This is a genomic window from Lactobacillus sp. wkB10 (assembly GCF_000760615.1).
GTDB classification, from domain to species: Bacteria; Bacillota; Bacilli; order Lactobacillales; family Lactobacillaceae; genus Lactobacillus; species Lactobacillus huangpiensis.
In genome coordinates this window covers 163,501-183,905 of sequence record NZ_JRJB01000002.1, presented here as the reverse complement: position 1 = coordinate 183,905, position 20,405 = coordinate 163,501, and the positions used below count along the sequence as shown (strand labels likewise).

At 37.7% G+C, this 20,405-nt stretch carries 17 protein-coding genes and 1 pseudogene; 8 read left to right on the top strand and 10 right to left on the bottom strand.

Translation table 11 applies throughout. The annotated features are described in order from the left end of the window. Positions 1–334 precede the first annotated feature (334 nt). Positions 335–808: pseudogene (locus tag LACWKB10_RS10375) on the top strand (SLAP domain-containing protein); the annotation flags it as partial. On the opposite strand, the gene LACWKB10_RS10370 reads toward LACWKB10_RS10375, so the two are convergent. From LACWKB10_RS10370 to LACWKB10_RS02165, 4 genes are all read right to left on the bottom strand, one after another. Continuing rightward, positions 787–1,146: a DUF4573 domain-containing protein gene (locus LACWKB10_RS10370; RefSeq protein WP_369792470.1), complete on the bottom strand. Its 360-nt coding sequence runs from the start codon at positions 1,144–1,146 to the stop codon at positions 787–789. The pseudogene LACWKB10_RS10375 and the gene LACWKB10_RS10370 overlap by 22 nt on opposite strands. 182 nt (positions 1,147–1,328) lie before the next feature. Beyond that, positions 1,329–2,300 carry a Gfo/Idh/MocA family protein gene (locus LACWKB10_RS02175; RefSeq protein WP_034978199.1) on the bottom strand — a complete coding sequence of 324 codons (972 nt, stop codon included), beginning with the start codon at positions 2,298–2,300 and terminating at the stop codon, positions 1,329–1,331. Between the two features lie 149 nt (positions 2,301–2,449). Further along, positions 2,450–3,220: a hypothetical protein gene (locus LACWKB10_RS02170; protein ID WP_034978196.1), complete on the bottom strand. Its 771-nt coding sequence runs from the start codon at positions 3,218–3,220 to the stop codon at positions 2,450–2,452. A gap of 301 nt (positions 3,221–3,521) precedes the next feature. Then, entirely contained in the window at positions 3,522–4,319 is a 798-nt protein-coding gene (locus tag LACWKB10_RS02165; protein WP_034978193.1) for a DUF6612 family protein, read from the bottom strand. Between the two features lie 158 nt (positions 4,320–4,477). Here LACWKB10_RS02165 and LACWKB10_RS02160 point away from each other — a divergent pair, with 158 nt between their 5' ends. Continuing rightward, positions 4,478–5,170, top strand: coding sequence for a 2,3-diphosphoglycerate-dependent phosphoglycerate mutase (locus LACWKB10_RS02160; protein ID WP_034978190.1), 693 nt, complete (start codon positions 4,478–4,480; stop codon positions 5,168–5,170). A 187-nt stretch (positions 5,171–5,357) separates the two neighbouring features. On the opposite strand, the gene lepA is transcribed toward LACWKB10_RS02160, so the two are convergent. The 5 genes from lepA to LACWKB10_RS02135 form a co-directional block, all read right to left on the bottom strand. Next, complete coding sequence (lepA, locus tag LACWKB10_RS02155; protein ID WP_034978188.1) at positions 5,358–7,172, bottom strand: translation elongation factor 4; 1,815 nt, start codon at positions 7,170–7,172, stop codon at positions 5,358–5,360. Next, a complete protein-coding gene (locus LACWKB10_RS02150) occupies positions 7,159–7,836 on the bottom strand; it encodes a TetR/AcrR family transcriptional regulator (protein WP_034978187.1) in 678 nt (225 codons plus the stop codon). Before LACWKB10_RS02150 ends, lepA begins: the two co-directional genes overlap by 14 nt. A gap of 112 nt (positions 7,837–7,948) precedes the next feature. Beyond that, the gene (locus LACWKB10_RS02145) at positions 7,949–8,917 is read right to left on the bottom strand and encodes an asparaginase (RefSeq protein WP_034978185.1); all 969 of its coding nucleotides are present in this window, start codon (positions 8,915–8,917) and stop codon (positions 7,949–7,951) included. 144 nt (positions 8,918–9,061) lie between these two features. Beyond that, positions 9,062–9,379, bottom strand: a complete 318-nt coding sequence (locus LACWKB10_RS02140; RefSeq protein WP_034978182.1) for a carboxymuconolactone decarboxylase family protein — start codon at positions 9,377–9,379, stop codon at positions 9,062–9,064. A gap of 2 nt (positions 9,380–9,381) precedes the next feature. Further along, the gene (locus LACWKB10_RS02135) at positions 9,382–9,795 is read right to left on the bottom strand and encodes a cupin domain-containing protein (RefSeq protein ID WP_034978179.1); all 414 of its coding nucleotides are present in this window, start codon (positions 9,793–9,795) and stop codon (positions 9,382–9,384) included. 202 nt (positions 9,796–9,997) lie between these two features. Between LACWKB10_RS02135 and LACWKB10_RS02130 the strand changes: the two genes are divergently transcribed. The 6 genes from LACWKB10_RS02130 to LACWKB10_RS02105 all read left to right on the top strand — a co-directional run bounded on the left by LACWKB10_RS02130 (position 9,998) and on the right by LACWKB10_RS02105 (position 19,176). Continuing rightward, complete coding sequence (locus LACWKB10_RS02130; protein ID WP_034978176.1) at positions 9,998–11,800, top strand: FAD-binding protein; 1,803 nt, start codon at positions 9,998–10,000, stop codon at positions 11,798–11,800. A gap of 117 nt (positions 11,801–11,917) precedes the next feature. Continuing rightward, a complete protein-coding gene (locus LACWKB10_RS02125) occupies positions 11,918–12,829 on the top strand; it encodes a LysR family transcriptional regulator (protein WP_034978174.1) in 912 nt (303 codons plus the stop codon). A 205-nt stretch (positions 12,830–13,034) separates the two neighbouring features. Continuing rightward, positions 13,035–14,519, top strand: coding sequence for an FAD-dependent oxidoreductase (locus LACWKB10_RS02120; protein WP_034978171.1), 1,485 nt, complete (start codon positions 13,035–13,037; stop codon positions 14,517–14,519). Positions 14,520–14,549: 30 nt separating this feature from the next. After that, the gene (locus LACWKB10_RS02115) at positions 14,550–15,770 is read left to right on the top strand and encodes a nitrate/nitrite transporter (protein ID WP_034978169.1); all 1,221 of its coding nucleotides are present in this window, start codon (positions 14,550–14,552) and stop codon (positions 15,768–15,770) included. A 29-nt stretch (positions 15,771–15,799) separates the two neighbouring features. Next, the gene (locus LACWKB10_RS02110; protein ID WP_034978167.1) at positions 15,800–17,665 is read left to right on the top strand and encodes an FAD-dependent oxidoreductase; all 1,866 of its coding nucleotides are present in this window, start codon (positions 15,800–15,802) and stop codon (positions 17,663–17,665) included. Positions 17,666–17,730: 65 nt separating this feature from the next. Beyond that, positions 17,731–19,176: an FAD-dependent oxidoreductase gene (locus tag LACWKB10_RS02105; RefSeq protein ID WP_034978165.1), complete on the top strand. Its 1,446-nt coding sequence runs from the start codon at positions 17,731–17,733 to the stop codon at positions 19,174–19,176. Positions 19,177–19,278: 102 nt separating this feature from the next. Here LACWKB10_RS02105 and add read toward each other — a convergent pair whose 3' ends face one another. Next, entirely contained in the window at positions 19,279–20,298 is a 1,020-nt protein-coding gene (gene add / locus LACWKB10_RS02100) for an adenosine deaminase (RefSeq protein WP_034978162.1), read from the bottom strand. Between the last annotated feature and the right edge of the window lie 107 nt (positions 20,299–20,405).

The following is a 20,405-nucleotide window of genomic DNA, read 5'->3' as shown; positions in this document are numbered from 1 at the left end:
TAACCAAGGACTAACTTTCTTACGATAGAAGTTAGTCCTTTTTGCATGTCACATTTTGATAAATTGTAAAAGTATAGGAGATAATTTAATATTATTAAAAAGCAGACCGTTTAATTGCAGTATACAAAATGTTTGCTGTAAAAATAGCAAAAATTAGAATAGTTTTTGCGAGCGCGTATGACAAAAAATAATAATTTATTAAAACTGTAGTCTTTTTTTTAGGTGTTTATAGTGCTAAAATGAATCCTATGTAACTCAGTAAGAGTTATAGCGTTCTTAAGTCTGTTTAGCTAGGGGCGTCGAATTTGTCAATGAAAAAGGAAGGCTCAAAAAAATGAGTAAAAATAGTTTTTATAAAAAAATGATAGTTTCAGTAGCTGGTGCATCATTATTAGCTGTTGGTGTTAATCAGTTACCAACCAACGCTCTAAGTAGTGCCCCAACTGAAGTTAGTGCAGCTAAGAAGGCTGCTAAGACCAAGAAAGTCGGTGCTAATTCTGCTGTTTACAAGCTAAAGGGCAAGAAATTAGTTAAGACTAAGAAGACACTTAAGGTTGGTCAAAAAGTAACTGTTCTTGGCAAAAAGACTGTTAAGGGCAAGGTTTACTACAAAGTTGGCAAGAACCAATATGTCAAGGCTGTAAATGTTACTGGTAAGGCTGCTAAAGTAGCTAAGAATACTGTTTTGGTTACCAGAAGTGGCAAAGCTTTGAAGAATGGTAAAGTTCGTAAGGGCCAAAAAGTAACTGTATTTGGAGCAGCTGTTACCATTAAGGGCAAGAAGTACTACTCAACTTCAGCAGGATACATTAAGGCAAGTGCTTTAGCTAAGAAGAAGACCTCAACACCAGCTTCAACCCCATCAACTAGTTCAACTGGTTCTAACGGCTCAAATAGTTCTACTGGGTCAAATGGCTCAAATGGCAGTTCAGCTGGTTCTAATGGTTCAACTAGCTCAAACGGTTCCACTGGTTCTAATGGTTCTAATGGTTCAACTAGCTCAAACGGTTCCACTGGTTCTAATGGTTCGACTAGCTCAAACGGTTCAGCTGGTTCTAATGGTTCGACTAGCTCAAACGGTTCTACTGGCTCAACAGGTTCTAATGGTTCAACTAGCTCAACCCCTTCAAAGTAAAGAATAATCATTAATTTGCTTTTTATATTAAATTATTGAGTAAATTTAATATCACAGATAAAGAGGTCTTTGATGTTTTTTTGACAAACTTGTTTTTACAGGTTTTTTTAAAAAATTCTCTGACCTCTTTTTTGATACAAAAAAACGCAACTTTCTCAACTGGAGAATTGATTGCGTTTTTTAGTCAATAATATTAATTATTAGAAACAGACTGCTTTGCTTTGGCTAATACATCCATGACAGCTATGCTATGCTCGTATAAATCATTAGCTTTCTGTGTATCGTGGGTATCAATAATTTTCACAAAATCCGTAAACTCACTTGCCATTCGGTGGTCAAACTCGTTAAAGTTGAACTCACTGTCATCACCGTTTCTGTGTTCAACCGTGAAACTTTTAATAACACCAGTTGAACCATCAAAATAGATAGTTCCTTTTTCACCTTCGATAAACGATCTTGGAGTAGTATAACTGTCTTTTGCGGCAATTAAAACTGCTTGTTTATCAGGATAAGCTAAATTAAGTATGCCCGAAGTATCAACTTGTTTTTGTATTACTGGATAATATTGCACTTTTTCCGGCTCACCAAACAAACCAACAGCTAAGTGAATATTGTAAATGTTCAAATCCGTTAGGGTTCCGCCATCTTTAGCAGGATCGAATACAGGCGCAATTTTGCCTTGCAAAAAATCATCATAGCGACTGGAATACTGCGTATAGTTTAAAGAAATAATGTGAATAGGTGCAATTTCAGCTAATTGTTGTTTAATCGCTTTGAAATTTGGCAAGTGAATATTTGTGATAGCCTCAACAATGATTAAATCCTTTTTGTCAGCTATTTCTTTAAGTTCTTCAGCTTGAGCAACAGTTTCTACATATGGTTTTTCACAAATAACATTTTTGCCAGCAAGAAGCGCTTCTTTTACGATTTCATAATGTAAAGAATTAGGTACGGCTACATAAACTGTGTCAACATTTTCATCATGACACAACTGCCCGTTATCAGCAAATACCTCTTTAATGTTGTATTGTTTAGCTAAGCTTTTGGCAATAGGCTGACTACGTTTAGTAGTGGATATTGCTGCAAGTTCAAGGCCTTTAATTTTAGCAGCAGTTGTTAAAAAATCGTGAACAATTTTACCACTACCAATAATTCCTAATTTCATTTTTGGACCTCCGATTACTAATGAAAATATTTAAACAACTCTATAGTCATTTTATCTCATTAAGTAACCTAAAAGCACCATAATTAAGATAGTTAAATATTTACTAAAATAGTTGTTTTCATATAAAGACCTTTACTTTATTGCTCAAATTAGTTTGCAGATGCTGGAGTGGCGTTCTTGACTTCATCCGGTAACTTCAAAGAGTCGAAATTACCAAAATCAAAGATTCTAAAGTTGAATGAAGCTGGGGTTTTTTGGTCGTAGTTCATTTTAAAAGAAGTAGCAGTACTTGTTACTTTTTTATCTTTGATTTTAAAAGTAACATTACACTTGCTGAGTTTAACGTGCTTTTTGAACGACTTGAAATCTACCTTATAGTCTTTAAAAATTTTGTTCAGAAATTTACTTGCCTTAGTAATATTGACATTACTTTTGAGGGTATAAACTCCACCTTTATGACTAAGTTTGGCATTTTTATTCAAATCGGTATTGATGCTTTTAGTAAATTTCTTCAGATCGCCACTATATTTTTTTATATCAGCTTTGGCAGTCTCAGTGTCTTCAATCGGTGTATATTGCCATTTACCATCTGCTTTGGTGTAGACACGTTTTTTATCCATATCAATCCATTGCTCTACTTTTTCGGTGTGATTGCCTAATTTTACTTTTGTAATGGTTTGAACTAGTTCAGGTTTGGTAGTAAATGCGCCTTGAGAAGCGAAATTTATTTTTTGCTTACCACTTTTAATCTTTGTATTAAAAGTAAATTGGCCACTACTTTGTTTACTCTGTTTCTTTTCAACAATTGCGATAGCCTGTTTTTTTGATAATGCTGCATCGACTGTTTTTGCATGAGTTAGACCACCGCCAACTAAAGCAGTAGACAATAACATGGCCGTGAAAAATTTCTTCAATTTCATTATTAATGTCTCCTTTTTTATAATACCTTTATTTTATATTAAAAAGTGACTGTATAGTATTTTAATTTAAGTTTAAATAAAAATAAATCAGAATCACTAAATGTGCAAGCAGTTGAATGCTTACTTTTGATATTAAAAACTATCTCACAAAAATAGATTGATTTTAAAAACATTCAACTTTTGATTGTGATATGACCTTAAATTTGTAAATCACAGTCTTACTTCTGAGTTACCAACTATATTAAGTGTTTTGTATAATAAAAACCCCGAAAGTTTTAGTTTCGAGGTTGTGATTTAAAAATTATTTTTTCTTTTTGTTTGTTTTAGGCAGTGGTTTAGCATTAAGGGCATTGGTAGGTATCTTTAAGAAGTCTTTGCTGCCCATGTTGCCATAACTTTGTCCAGCGCTGAATTGCATTAATTTATTTACTCTAATTTTAACTAGATATTGAAAGCTATACATCTTTTTATTTTTAACCACAAGTTTTGCAGTCATACCTTTAATTTTGCCCATTTTGACTAATTTATGATAGATGGTTTTTTGCTTAGGGCTTTGAGTATTGGTGGTAAATATCGGATCTAATGCTTCTTTCATCGTTTTCTGGTCTGTGATGTTCGCTTTTAAAGTATAAGTGTGACCTTTTCTAGTCATTTTATAAGCGTTAGTAAGAGCCTTAGGTGGATCCATTAACATTGAATTATTAACTATAGAATCGAGTAAATCAGCGTAAGAGTGCCCGGTTAATTTGTTAAAATCCGCTTTATACCAGTCACTTGAGCCGTTAATATAAACGTGATTGGAATTATCAACCCACTCTTGCGAAGATTGTGTTTTACCTTTGGCTTGAGTTTGGTAGTTAAGTTGAAATACAGTAGGGTTGCCACCAAAAACAGCAGTTGTAGTAACAATTTGCTTGGAAGTATCGGTTCCTAAGGTTACGACCTGCTTGGCTTGTCCACTCTTAAATGATTTCTGTGAACATTTGATTACTTGGCTTTTAGTTAGAATGGGTTCGCTTTGCTTTTTCTGCTTGGAGCATCCGCCTGCAGCAAGCGCTGCAACTAAGCTCAAGCCCATTAATAATTTTTTGAATTTCATAGCGAGTTAGGTATTCTCTTTTCTTATAATCATCATTATATCTATTGTATCGTAAAACTTGGATTTTAAAAATGATTTTTAGTCCTAAACCCTATGAAAACAAAATGTAAATGTGTAAAATAGTAAGTGAAACATTTAATTTGCAAAGGAGATATTTCATGTCAAAATTAGTTTTGATCCGTCACGGACAAAGTGAATGGAACCTTGAAAATAAATTTACTGGCTGGATTGATGTAGATTTATCAGAAAAAGGCGTTGAAGAAGCAAAGAACGCAGGTAAGTTAATTAAGGAACATGGTCTGCAGTTCGATCAAGCTTATACATCTGTTTTAACTCGTGCCATTAAGACTCTACACTATGCTTTGGAAGAAAGTGGCCAACTTTGGGTTCCGGAAACTAAGAGCTGGAGATTAAACGAACGTCATTACGGTGGCTTGCAAGGCTTAAACAAGAAAGCTACTGCTGACAAATATGGTGATGAGCAAGTTCACATTTGGCGTCGTTCATATGATGTTTTGCCACCAAAGATTGAGGATGACTCTAAATACAGCCAAGTTCATGATCGTCGTTATGCCGATCTTGATCCACACATCATTCCTCGGACTGAAAACTTAAAGGTTTGTTTGGAAAGAGTTATGCCTTTCTGGGAAGACCACATTGCTCCAGACTTGTTAGCTGGCAAGAACGTTATTATTGCAGCTCACGGTAATTCACTTCGTGCCTTGACTAAGTACATCGAAAACATTTCTGATGCTGATATTATGAACTTGGAAATGAAGACCGGTGAACCAGTAGTTTACACCTTTGATGACAAGTTGAATGTCACTAACAAAGAAAAATTAGACGACTAATTTTAAGTTAAAAAACAAAATTCCTAACCGCGAAGGTTAGGAATTTTTTAGTACCTGCAACGAAGTTGTTACTTGTTACAAAAATGTTAAGTGCTGTCACTATAACTCAGTATATTTTTGATTAAACTTTAATCTAAAGGAAACTAGAGGGATATAATCTTCTCACCCTTTTATTTGCCTAGAATTTTTAATCTGGTTCATTAATGTTTAAAATTGCATCGAAGACGCTTTGGGGCAACTTAATATCGCTTTTAACAGCTTGTCTTTTATTTAAACTTTGTCTGCGTAAAAGTTGTTGTTTTTTCGAGATGCTTCTTTTTTCACCGTTCACAGCTGCATTTTTGCGTAAAGGCGGCACGTCAACTCTCGCAATTGATTTGTTTTCCACCATTGCTTGCACCGGCATCGGGTATAGACGACGTGGAACCGTATATTTTAATTTTTTGACCAACTTATGGGCGATCAAATCGGCTTTTTGGCGTGGCACAATAATATCGAGAGCATCAACAGCGGCATAGTTGATCTGAATTTGAATTTTGACTACATCAACCAGTTCGTAATCCAGAAATTCGGTATCAAGCGTCGCAAACCCATGAGTAATTGATTTTAAGCTGTTGAAAAAGTCATAGGCAATTTCGGAAACAGGTAGTTTGTATGTTAATGTGACTAAATCTTGTTGATTGTCCAAGTCAACCATTTCCCCAAAATGCTGGTCACATAATTTCATGACTGCTCCTAAATATTCATTGGGCGTAGTAATGACTGCTTTGACATAAGATTCAGTGACGTAATCAATTTCAGAAAAGTCAGGAAATTTAGCCGGATTGGTGATAGTGAGGTATTCCTGCTTAGGCTGAGGCTGCTTGAGATAAACGTGATAGGTTGCATTCGGTGCAGTGGTTAATACTTCCACGTGATATTCATCCCGCAGTCGTTCCTGGATTATTTGCAAGTGAAAAATGCCTAAGAAACCGCAGCGAAAGCCAGCATCAAGAGCTTCAGACTGTTCCGGCGCATAATGAAAAGCGGAATCATTGAGAGCTAGCTTACTAATAGCTTGTTTTAAAGCTTCATAACTGGTATCTCCTTTAGGATAAAAACCGGCGTAAACCATTGATTGCGCTGGTTTAAAATGGGGAATGGCATTTTTAGTAGGATTTTCTGCAGTGGTTAAGGTATCGCCAACCTGGACACTGGCGACATCTTTAATTCCAGTCACAATATAGCCGACTTCTCCCGCATTTAATTCTTTTACTGGCTGCATGTTTGGTGTGAAAATCCCTATTGCTTGCGCATTAAATGTGTTGCCGCCCTGCATTAGTTGCAATTTTTGCTGGTTCTTTAATTGACCATCAATTAGTCTGACATCCGCGATAATTCCCTGGTAGGAATCATACTGTGAGTCAAAAATCAGTGCCTTAAGTGCTGCATCGGGTTTTCCCTGAGGAGCCGGTATTTTTTGGTAAATTGCTTCTAATACTTGATGAACATTTTCTCCTGTTTTAGCAGAAATTTTTAAAATATCCACATCAGCAAATTCGGGACGCAGCGCACGTATTTGTGCCTCCGTTGCCTCTACGTCTGCCGCTGCATTGTCAATTTTGTTAATCACCGGAATGATAGTCAGATTATGTTTTAAAGCTAAACGCAAATTGGCTACGGTTTGTGCTTGTACACCCTGAGTTGCATCGACTAGTAAAATAGCGCCATCACTGGCAGCCAGACTTTTAGAAACTTCGTAAGAAAAATCAACGTGCCCTGGGGTATCGATTAAATTGTATTCGTATTCCTGACCGTTATCCGCTTGATAAAAGTTACGCACTGATCTTGATTTGACTGTTACACCATGAGCCTGTTCAACTTCCATGCTGTCCAAAAGTTGGTCACTTAACTGCCTTTTGCTGACAGTATCAGTTTGTTCCATAATTCTGTCAGCTAATGTTGATTTACCATGATCAATATGAGCAATTATGGCAAAATTTCTAATATTAGCAAGTTTCATTTTGTTTTGCTCCTTCCAGTTTTTGCTCTAAGCCTTGTAAATAAAAGAGCATTAATTGATTTGCTTCTTGTTCGAGGTCGATTTGAAAAACTTTAAAATCAACGGGTAATTGATCATGGTGAAACTCATCCAGGTTCATCATATTCATTAGTCCGCTAATAATTGCACTTTGAATGATGAAAAGGTGACTGGCTTGCTTAACGCTAAGCAGTGAAATTTTCTCGGCTATTGCTTGTCCCAGTTTCCTGTTTATTTCATAGAGTTTTTCGCGACCAGCCAATGTCTGTTCTCTGTCAGCGGCAGTTTCTAAAATTGGACCACGTAACGCGTTAAGACGTAATAAATCTGTCCTCTGACTAATTAACAAGTGGTTTTGCTCTAGTATAAAAGAGGAAAAATCAGCCCAAGAAGTGATATTTTCAGTTTTTTGAAAACGCTGAAGAACTTCCGTGAGGTAATCTTGGTAACCAGAAAGCAATAAGTACATAAAGATATTTTCTTTAGTTTTAAAATAATTAAATAGTGTGCCTTTGGCAACGCCAGATTCATGGGCAATTTGCGCCATAGATATTTGGTTAAAATCATTTTTTTGAAATAGCTTGCTGGCAGCAGCTGCAATTAGCTGTTTTTTTGCTTCTTTTTCTTTGGGAGTCAAGACATACATAATGGCAGATATACTCCTTTCATTCAATAATGACCAATGGTCATTTTACAAATAATTACTAATTTTTGCAAGAAAAAACCATCTTTATATGAAGATGGTTTTCATTGCTGATTTAATTATTAATGTATTTCTTTAATTGCTCATTTTTCAGACCAGCACTTAAACCAACTAAGAGCTTAATTCTGGCTTTTTGTCCATTGAGGCCGCGGCAGAAGATAATGCCCATTTTGGCTAATCCGACACCGCCACCTTGATAATCATAAACTGGTTCAGCAATACCGTTAAAACAACGGGAAACCAATACCAGGGGAATTCCATTATCAAGCAGTTTTTGCAATTCAGGTAATGTTTGGGGTGGCATGTTACCGGCACCTAAAGCTTCAATTACTAACCCGTTTGTTGATGGCTTGTTTAGAGCTTGAAAGATCTCTGGTCCCATTCCTGCATAGGCCTTTACTAAATAAACATTTGAAATAATGTGGTCAATTGGTAAGTGTTGCTGGGGATTGATGGTTTGCACGTAATTAACGTGACCTTCGGATACAACTCCTATAGGACCAAATGTGGCTGTGCGAAAAGTAGCAACATTTGTAGTATGGGTCTTCGTAACATAACGGGCTGGATGAATTTCATCATTCATCACAACTACAACACCTTTGCCAATAGAAACATCAGAACTGGCTACCATGATTGCGGTTCTGAAATTGTACAGTCCGTCGCTGCCAATTTCATTAGAAGAGCGCATAGCTCCGGTTACTACCACAGGCATTTTACTGGAAATGGTTAAATCTAAAAATAAAGCTGTTTCTTCCAGGGTGTCTGTGCCGTGAGTCACGACTGCCCCGAAAAAACCTTCGGCTTCTGCTTGGCGGATACGCAAAGAAAGTTGCAACATGTGCTCTGGTGTCATATGAGGAGAAGGCAAGTTGAAAATTTCTTCAGTAACTATCTGGACATCGTCATTAATGTTTAAAGAGAGGTCAGCCAAGGGATTTTGACTGTTAGGCTTAATTTTTCCATTTTCATCTTCTGACATTGAAATGGTGCCACCAGTATGTAAGATCAGAATTTTTTTACTCATAATAGGTTTTTGCTCCTGTGATTTCTTTAATTAATACTTCTACAGGTTAGCATAAAATTAGGGATGCAGAAACCGTTAAAGACCATAGATTTTAGACATAAAAAAGCAGCCAAGCAAAAGGGCCAGCTGCTTTAAATTAAGATTTTAATCAGTGAAAATTTCTTTTGCCAAATCAAAAGCAGACCAAGCCTTCGGCCAGCCGCAATAAAATGCCAAATGAGTAATCAGTTCGACCATTTCGTCTTTCGTAATGCCGTTCTTTTTTCCAATAATCATATGTGATTTAAGTTGAGGAAAAGCTCCTTGTGCCATTAATGCGGCACAAGTAATTAAACTACGGTCACGTGCAGACAACTTGTCCTCTCTTGACCAGACTTCACCAAACAAAACATCATCATTCAATTCCGCAAACTTAGGTGCAAAATCACCTAAATTATCTCTACCGGCTGTTTGCTTTTTCATTTTTAATCCTCCAATTTTTCATATTCTTCATCTGTGACTGGCTCCAGCCATTTTGGTGTTCCCGCAGTGATTGCAATATGCGCAAACCAACTTTTTTTGGTAGCACCATGCCAGTGCTTAACACCGTCGTGAACAACTACTACATCTCCCGGATGTAATTTACGTGCACTCTTTCCTTCTTCTTGATACCAGCCTTCGCCAGCTGTAGCTAATAAAATTTGAAAGCCGCCCATATGTTGGTGCCAGTTGTTGCGACAACCCGGTTCAAAACTAACGTTTGAGACGCTTACGTTAATCTTAGGATCATTGACCAAGCTTTGCAGGTAACTCTGGCCAATAAAATATTTTTGATAAGCAGTATTCTTTTCACCCAAAGCAAAAATACCATTTTGCACATCATCTTTGTGATCGTCCATATTGATTCTCCTTTACCTGATTTATACGATTACTTTAGTACTTAATGTGTACTTTAAGTCAAGTTATTTTAACAGTAATTATGAGTTAAATTACATTTATTAATAATTAGTTATTGTTTTGTGAATTTGTTATTTTGTTAAAAAATAACGTGATAAAATTAACTTGTTAAATGAAAACGATTTAATTAATGAGGAGATTAATATGATTTATCATAAAAACTTTGAATGGGATGCAAATTATGATGTTGTTGTCTTAGGCTTTGGCGGTGCTGGCGCTACTGCAGCGCGGTTTGCAGCTGACCATGATGCTAAAGTATTGCTGGTTGATTCGGCTCCAGAGGGTCATGAAGGCGGTAATACTCGTTATTCAGCTCAATTAATTGGTACTGGAAATGACTTTAATGAATTGAAAAAGTATTATCAGAAACTAACTGCACCAATGGAACTTGATGAAGACATGATCGATACCTACGTTGAGGGGATGGTTAATACACCGCAATATGTTTCCCAATATTTAGGAGTCAAACCTAACAGTGCTAAAGAATATGCGCCGGATAAAAGTTATGCTTTCAGAGAATTTCCTGAGTTTGAGGGTTCAGAGTCTTATGACTTTACCACTGTCACTAAACATTGGTTTGACGCTTCTTTATGGCAAATTTTGAAGGAGCAGGTAATTAAGCGGCAAGACCAAATTGATGTTTTATATGGCACACCTGCTGTAGAGCTAATTCAGGATCCGGAAAGCAAAAAGATCTATGGTATGGTCATTAAACGCGACGGCAAACTATTAAAGGTGCAAGCTAAAAATGGTGTTGTCATGACGACTGGTGGCTTTGAAAATAACCAAAGAATGATTGAAGACTTTATCGGGGCAAAAAGACTCGCACCGTTAGGTACCCTTTATAACAAAGGTGATGGCTTGCGAATGGCTCAAGAAGTTGGTGCTGACTTTTGGCATTTGCACAACTTTGAGTCTTTGGGTTTGCTTCATGGCATGGCTTTTGCAGTGCCGAAAGGCCAACGTGGCCGTTTAATGCTGGGAGCTCAAAATGAAGCTGTTTCTACTGGTAGTGTTTTTGTTATAGGTGATGACGGTACCAGATACTTTAATGAAGCAGAAGAAAATCGTCACGGTCACATCAAGAATCACGGCCAATGGAAAATACCACTAAACCAAGAACACCCATACTTGATTTTTGATGAAACCAAAAAGCATGAATTAGATAATGATAAAATTATTGGTGATTACAAGCCGTACACAGAAAATGTTATCAAGGCTGACTCTGTTTCAGAATTAGCCGATAAAATTGGGGTTGAACCGGCAGTTTTGTCTGATACTCTCAATCGTTTTAATAAAGCATGTCAAGAACAAGACGATCCCGAATTTAGAAGAGATCCAGCTACTTTGCGTGCGTTTGACGGTAATACAATTTATGCCGTCAAATTGGAGCAGACAATGCTTAACACTCAAGGTGGTCCAAGAAGAAATAAGAATGCGGAAATTTTGGATACCAGAGGCAAAGCTATCCCTAATCTTTATTCTGCTGGTGAACTTGGTGGTATCTGTGCTAACCAATACCAAGGCGGCAATAACTTGGCAGAATGTTTGATTTGGGGCAAGATTGCTGGAGAAAATGCGGCTAAACCAAAGGTTGATGAAGCAACCGATGCAGCAAGCGGTGCTACTATGCATGAAAAGCATTTAACTTCAGATCTTAAACATGAAACCTATGAAACAGGAGAGAACCAATACATTGGTAAATCTACTAAAGGCATGGGTGATGAAATAGTTGTACGGGTAACTGTTGATGAGCAAAAGAACCTAAAGAATATTGAAGTTTTGAAACAAGCTGAGTCGGATGACTATGGTTTGAAAGCCATTAAGACTCTGCCTTCTAAGATGGTTCAGGAAAATACTGTTGATGTTGATGCAGTCAGTGGTGCTTCGAGTTCATCACGCGGTCTCAAAGACGCAGTTAGGGATGCGCTAAGTAAAATAAAATAGTAGGTATTGTTAAAAAGGGTCATGACAGTAATTGATGGGACAGTCTTTTTTAAGTATGTTAATTTTTAGTATAATATACACAGGAAGAAAATTTTGCTAATTTGATGAGGTAATAAAATGAATTTCACTCAATTACGCTGTTTTATTAAGGCCATAGATAATTCCAGTTTTACTATCGCCGCAGAGCGCTTAAATTTTTCCCAGTCGGCAGTTTCTAAAAATATTAAGGATCTCGAGGACACTCTGGGAGTAACTTTAATCAATCGTGCTCATCACCGTATTTCCTTAACAAGCGCTGGCAAGTATTTCTATCGTGTTGCTCGCAATGTGGTAGATGATATGGATTACACGGTAGCATACTTGCAAAGCAAAAAGAATGACCCCGAAACGCTTTTAAGAATAGGAGTCTGCGATACACCATTTGAACAAAAAATTCTGCCAATTTTTTTACGAAGACTGCGTGAATCTGGAAGTAACTTGAATATCCAGTTTGTCTTTGTACTCAATAATTCTATTGGTGAACTTCTCAACCATCACGTTGATTTATGTGCAATTGCACGAGAAGATGTTGATGTTGTTGAAGATATTCACTTTGAACCAATGGTTCAGGGTAAAGTGGTTGCTGCTTGTCCGAAAGGTTCTCCTTTAGCAGAAAAATCTAAAATTTCTATTTCAGATTTAATTGATCGTGACATATTTTTGCTTGATCCTAACAGTACTTTAAACGTGCAGTTGAATTTTCAAACTGCTTTAATCAATAAATTAGGTATGGAACATATCAAATTTGTGCAAGATTTCTTGGCCATGGATATTTATGTTAGAGGTGGCTGGGGTTATGGCATATTGCCTAACTTTATTGCGGATTATCAATCAGAGGGAATCAAGTATATTCCCATTGATTATCATGATATTTCACCATATGGAATCGCATACATGGAAAGCTTTACTAACGACTCTGTACTTGAAAAAGTGGCCAGTACATTGAAAAAAGCAATAAACGAATATTTATCTGAGGATAAAAATAAGTAATGCACAAATAAAATTTGTTTTTGGAATGCTTGTAATCAGCATGTAAACGTTGATATTACAAGCATTTTTTATTTTGGCTTTTTAAACTGTTATGTTCTGTATTCCATTTAGTAATTCTTAATTCTAAATATGGTGCATTAATTCACTTGATTCATAGTATTATGAAAACGGTTAAAGGATTTGTTTAAAGAAGTGAGGTATAAAAATGGAAAATACTTATGATGTCATTATTGCAGGTGCAAGCAATTCTGGCGCTATGGCGGCTTGTGCTGCTGCTGAAAAGGGAGCAAAAGTTCTCCTGATTGATAAGCAAGGAAGTTCAAGATTTTTATTCCGTTCATTCTTTGCTGCGCTGGACAGTAACGCCCAAAGAAGAGCAGGAATTAAAGTTGATAAAGCTAAACTAATGAACTTTTTAACCTTGTTCTTCCAAGATAACGTTGATGAACGTTTATTGTGGACTTGGGCAAATCATGCAGATGAAACTGCCAATTGGCTTGAAGATAATATTTTGAAACCAAATGGTGGCGTTTTGAGACCACAAAAGGATGCCCACTATGAAACTGTTGTTAATACAGCTTTCAATACTGAGTTAGCAATTGCAACACCTGATAATGGCTGGGCTCATTATGGCGATTGGGTAATTGATAAAGTTAAAGAATTAGGAGTAACCCTTAAATACAACACTAGATTAGAAGAATTAGTGACAGATGATAGTGGTGCAGTTACTGGTGTAATTACCAGTGATCGCGGAAGTGGCGAAAAGACTGAATATAAAGCTAATAAGGGTGTCATCATTTGTACTGGCGGTTACGGTGCCAATGTTGAATTAATGAAGAAATGGGATCCACTTGGCTACAAGAAGAATGTTTATTCAGATGGACCTCGTGATGATGGTTCAGGTATTCTTGCTGGTCTTAAAGTCGGAGCCGCTCGCGATGAAGAACCAGCTGAAATCATTTTTGACCGTGGTGCAGTTCCTGTTGGCACTAAGGCTGAAGACCATTATGTCATCGACTTTAAAGATCCAGGCTACTTCTGGATGGGTGCTTATCCACTACTAAAAGTTAACTTAAAAGGTGAGCGTTTCGGCAACGAAAGTGTTCCTTACCAATTTGATATTAATGCGATGGCTAAGCAACCAGGCTACCTGGAAGCACAGATTTGGTCTGAAGATACTATGGATCACTTGGCACAATTTGATACTCAAGGCTGCTCTCGTTTAGGCTGGCCTGGTATTTACAATACTGAGGAAAACAAAGAAGAAATTCAACGCAGAATTGACGACGGCCTAGTTAAGAAAGCAGATACGATTGAAGAATTAGCTGAAAAATTGAACCTGCCAAAAGATACGTTAGTTGCAACTGTAAAACGTTATAACGAGATGTGCGCACAAGGCAAGGATACAGACTTTGGTAAAGAAAAGTTCAGATTATTCCCAGTAGATAAAGCACCATATTATGGCGTCATCATGGGCGGACGCTTACTTGCTACTCTGGATGGATTACGGATCAATACTAAGATGGAAGTCATTGACAAGAATGGTGATCCAATTCCTCACCTTTATGCAGCCGGTAATGCCAGTGGTGGTTTCTTCTGGGGCAGTTATCCAGATAGAATTCCTGGCCTTACTTGCAGTCACGCCCAGACCTTTGGTCGTTTAGCCGGACAATATGCTGCTGAAAATTAGTTTTTATCATAAAAGGAGTTTTTATATATCATGGATGAAAAACAGTTACCTAAGCTTTCAAATTATAGGTGGGTAATCTTAGCAATAGCTGCTTTGCTTGACGCAATTAGTAGTTATATTCAATTTCAGATTTCTGCTTTAGCTGTCCAAATTATGCCAGAACTGCATATTTCACCAGCACAATTTCAAGGTTTATTAATGGCACCAATGCTCGTTGCAGTTTTCTTAAGTATTCCTGCCGGCTCTCTTGCTGATAAGTTTGGAGCTAAGAAAATCGTTTCTTTCGGTTTGGTTATCTCAGTACTAGGTGCATACGGTCGCCTTTTTGCTAAAAACTTCGTCACAATGTTTTTAACCCTGTTACTTTTCGGAGTTTATATGGCTTTGTTAAATGCTAATACTCTGAAAATCTTTGGTACCTGGTTTAAACAAGATACTAATACAGCTATGGGTGTCTTCTTTGCTTCTGCTAGCGTTGGAATTATGCTTTCCCAAGCTACCAGTTCTTTGTTCCCGACTGTTGAAAAGGCATATATCTTTTCATCAACTGTACTATTAGTTTTAGCTGTTTGCTGGATGATCTTTGTTAAGGACACTCCTAAGGGTGAAGAGGTTCCACAACCCCAAACAGGACAAGGCAAATCTGAGTCAACATTTGAATACTTTAAGGCTGCTGCTAAAAGTAAGAAAACTTGGTACGTTGCTTTAGCCGTTGGTTTTGGTATGGGTGCTAGTGAAGCCTTTTCTGGCATTTTGCCGCAAGCATTTGCTGCCAGGGGAATGACTCCTGCAGCTGCTGGTGTGGTTGCTTCTGTTGCTACTATTGGTAGTTTAGCAGGTTCACTCTTTGGCCCAGCAATTATTAACAAGGCCAAAAAGGCTAAACCAATGATGATTGTTATTACTGCTCTAGGTGGTTTGTTGATGGCCATCACTTGGTATATTCCATTAGGAATGCCATTAAGCATTGCACTAGTCCTTGGTGGCGTATTTGGCGCTATGACTGGTCCTATTATGCAGGCTATGCCAATTACATTCCCAGAGATCGGTCCTAAGAACGCTGGTAGTGCTGGTGGACTTGTTGGTACAGTATCACTGCTATTATCATTCTTCCTTCCAGTTATCATTTCCTCAATTGCCGGTAAGAACTATGCATTAACCTTTATTATTCAAGGTCTTGTATTTGTAGTGCAAATTATCGTACTGGCAGTTTTACCAGACGCAAACGCTGCTCGTCGTCATGCTGAATAAGATTTTTTAAAGTGAAAGGGGTCATTTATATGACAAAAAAAATAACCGAAAACCCAGGAAAGTATACCGGTTCTGGTCAAGGTAAGGAAAGTCAAATCAACCTTGAAGTCGAAGTTGACTCAGACAAGATAGTAAATGTTAAACCGTTAGATAAATATACTCCCGACAGTTTGGCTGATAACGCATTTAAGAAAATGGCGCAAAAAATTGTGGATCAGCAATCAGTCGATGTTGATGTCGTTTCTGGTGCTTCTGAAACTTCACACGGTATTATTGAAGGCGTTAAAGAGGCTCTGAACAAGGCAGGAGTTGACTTTGATGCCCTTAAAGAAAATGGTGGTCAAACTGCTGGCAAGAAGGAAGAAACTATTGACGTTGATGTTGCAGTAGTTGGTGCCGGTGGTGCTGGTGTGGCAGCTGCTTTAGCAGCTCGTCAACATGGTGCAAGTGTAGCCTTGTTTGAAAAAACTATTTCTCCACTTGGTGCAACTACTTTTGCTGGTGGTATGTTTGCCAGTGACAGTCAACAACAAAAAGATCAAAATGCGGTTGTTTCTAAAAAGTGGCTCTATGACGAATACATGGATGCTTCTCAAGGCTACATGAACTCAATTCTTGTGCGCCGCATTATTGATGAAGCAGGTAAGACGGTTGACTGGTTAAATGAAAACGGCGCAATCATGAAATTGGTTGATGCTGGTACAGGTGGCAGTTATGACCATATTGGCATGCCAGCTACTCTTCATGGTTATCAAGAAGGCGGTACTAAGGCCGTAACCAAACTAATTGAAAAATTCAAGTCAATCGGTGGCAATATGTACTTTGGTTTTGCCGGTAAAAAATTGCTGCAAGACAGTGAGGGTAAAGTTACTGGTTTGATTGCCGAGAGCGATGAAAAAACTCTTCACGTTAATGCTAAGAAAGTTGTTATTGCAACTGGTGGCTTTGGTGGCAGTCCTGAAATGCGCAAAAAGTATCTTGGCGATGTTAGCACACAAGGTCAAGTTTTGCAAAACACCGGTGATGGCTTGAACATGGCATGGGATGCAGGTACTGCTCACCATATTAATGGTTCCACTCATTACTTCTGGCAAACTTTTAGTGATAAAGATATTGGCGAAATGGCTAAAATTGTTGGTCCAAACTGGATGCCTGTTAATGCCTTAGCTGATTTTCCTAACTTACGTGTTAACAACCGTGGTCAACGTTATGCCAGTGAAACTCATGCACTAGATTTCGCTGTTCATGGTGCAGAATTGTCAGAACAACCACAACAAACTGAGTTTGTTGTCTTTGACCAGGCAATGCTGGATAAAATTAAAGAAGGTGGAACCGTCGCAATTGAAGACCACTATGGCAAGTGGAAGAATCATCGTCAGTTTTACATGGAATTTAACTTTCCAACTGATACTGAAGAAAGCATCAAACATGAACACGAAAAGACCGACTTTACTTCATTATTGAATAAACTGGCTTCAACCAATGTTATTTTTGTTGCTGACACCATAGAAGATTTAGCTGAAAAGATGGGTGTTGACAAAGATAATTTGGCCAAATCAGTTGAGCAATACAATAACGCTAAGAAGAAAGGCGCAGACGACTTGTTCTTCTCTGATACTAAGAGAATGACTCCAGTAGAGCAGGGTCCATTTTACGCTGTAAAATTCATCGCTCGTAACCTGGGCACTCTTGGTGGTGCAACCATTGATGAAAAAATGCATGCTTTAGCTCCAAATGGTGAACCAGTACCAAACCTTTACGTAGCTGGTGCTGATGCGTCGGGAATGTATGGTAAAGCATACGTTGATTTTGAAGGTGGTACTTTAGGCTTTGCATATATTTCTGGTAGACTAGCTGGAATCGATGCGGCTGAAACTGCCAAAGCCGGTAAGTAGGTTATGGCAAAAATCATGTATGAATTAACTTATTTATACATGATTTTTTACTAGAGGAATAAATTATGACGCAAGAAAAATACGATGTAGTAATTGTAGGGGCAGGACTTGCAGGCTTTGCCGCTGCAGATGAAGCTGTTGATAATAATTTGAAAACCTTGCTTGTTGAAAAAGGTCAAACAACAGGCGGCACTGGTAATTATGTTGAAGGAGTTTTTGCTGCTGATTCCGAAATGCAAAAGAAGGATAATGCTACTCTTGATAAGGAAGAATTACTTAAAGAGGAATTAACTTATTCGCATTACAAGGCTGACGGCAAAATGTGGCAAAAGTATATTGCGAATGCCGGTAAAAATGTTTCATGGCTCGAAGACCACGGCGCCGAAATCGGAATGGTTGCTAATTTAGGTTCTGGTGCAAGAACTTGGCACTTGTTTAAGGGCAAGGGTCATGATGCCATTCATAATGGCTTAGAACCGTATGCTAAAAAGAAGGGCATAACCATTGCTACATTAACGAGAGTGACTGACTTAAAGAAAAATGCAGACGGCACTTATGATGTTACGTTAACTAATGTCATTGAAAAAGTGACGAAAGTGATTAACGCTAAAAACGTTGTTTTGGCAACAGGTGGATACTTAAATGATCAGAAATTATTAGAAAGTACGCCACACCAAAATCCTGATAACATTATCCCGGTTAACTCTGGTAAAAATACTGGAGATGGCTTGAGACTAGCTTGGAAGTTAGGTGCTAAAAAGTACTTTACGGGAATGGCCATGATGTTTGGTGGCCAATTGAAAGATAAGACTGTCCCTTCATTCAAGCTTTGGGGTACAGCCATCTGGAGTTCAGTTTGTGATCAACCACAAATGTGGGTCAATGAACTCGGTGAACGTTTTGTCGATGAAAGCGCAGCTGTAGTTAACTGGGCAAATGAAGGCAATTCAATGAACCGTCAGGACCGGGTTTTCTGTATCTTTAGTCAAAAGATTTTGGATGACTTTACTGACAAGTCATATCCAAGGTCGATGAAACCGTTTGTTCCAGAAGACAGATATCCAACTTTACGTGCTGACATTGAGCAGGCTGAAAAAGATGGTCGCGAATACTTGCACAAGGCAGAAACTTTAGAAGAACTTGCTCAAGAAATTGATACCCCTAACTTAGTTGCGTATGTCAAACATTATAATGAAATGGCTGCCAACGGTGAAGATACTGATTTCCATAAGCCGGCTAAATACATGTTGCCAGTTGATGGCAAGGGACCATTTTATGCAATTGAATTGGTCGTTGGTGCCTACACTACCGGTGACGGACTACGCGTAAACACCAATAACGAAGTTTTGAATACAAAGGGCAGACCTATTGAAGGTTTGTATGCTATTGGTGGCGATGGCTCTGCAGTTCTTTATGGTGACACTTACGGTGTTAATATTCCGGGAACACATGCAGGGTATTGCATCTTTTCAGGACGTAATGCAATCAAAGCAATTGCAGCTCAGAAGTAAAATAATCAAAAAAATAATTTCTAAGAGATAAAATAAAACATTATACCAGCGAAAAAGCCAACTCATTTAATATGAGCTGGCCTTTTTGTTTGTATTTTTAAGTTATGAGTTTGCTTTTACAAATTGATCAATTTCATCTAGATATAATTGCTTTTGTCGTTGACTTATCCAAGAAGTTTCAAAAGAATTTTTAGCAAGTTGCACTATTTGATCTTTGCTAAGATCATATTTTTGCGCTAAAGCATAGTAATTATCACTAATATAACCCTTAAAATAGGCTGGATCATCCGAGTTAATTGACACTTTGACTCCTGCATTCAAAAGGTCAATTACTTCTTTACCTTTCATCTCTGGTGACACAAAGCTATTAGACAGAGGACAAGATGTTAAGCCAATCTGTCTTTTGGCTGCTAATTCTACCAAATCTGGATCTTCTACGATATTGGTACCGTGATCAAGACGTTCAACTTCCATAATTTCTAAAGCTTGACGAATATGTTCGATTGAATCTTTTTGATCAATATCACAGTGAGTGGTGATATGAAGTCCAGTAGCTGCTGCATCTTCAAATTGCCGGGCAAACTTTAGAGGAGGATTATTGTGTTCATCAGAATCAAGTCCAATGCCAATAATTTTATCCTTGTATTTCAGGCCTTCCTGAAGTGTTTTTCTAGCTGATTCCTTTGAAAAATCACGTAAAAAGCACATGATCAAATGAGCGTCAACGTTTAATGCCCGCGCATCTATCGTAGCTTGATAAAGTCCGTTTAGAACGACTTCAAAGGGAATGCCACGGCTGGTATGAGCTTGGGGATCAAAAAAGAGTTCAACGTGCCGCACATTATTGGCAGCAGCTTTAGTTAAGTAGTCCCAAGCCAAGTCGTAAAAGTCTTCTTCAGTTTGTAAAACATTCATTGCTGGGTAATACACAGCTAAAAATGATGCTAAGTCATGATAATTGTACGTCTTCTGAACATCTGCGATGGTTGTCTGACCTATATCGACATGATTGCGTTTAGCTAATTTTAGTTTCAGTTCTGGCTCTAGAGTGCCTTCAATATGCAAGTGCAATTCGGCTTTAGGCAGGCCACGGGTAAATTCAGATGTAACGACTGAACTCATATAATCCTCCTTAACAATGTTCTTATTTTATATTTGCAATTTTAGTTTAGCATAATTTTGATAATAAAAACATGGAAAGATACGAACAAATATGAGATCTTTTGAAT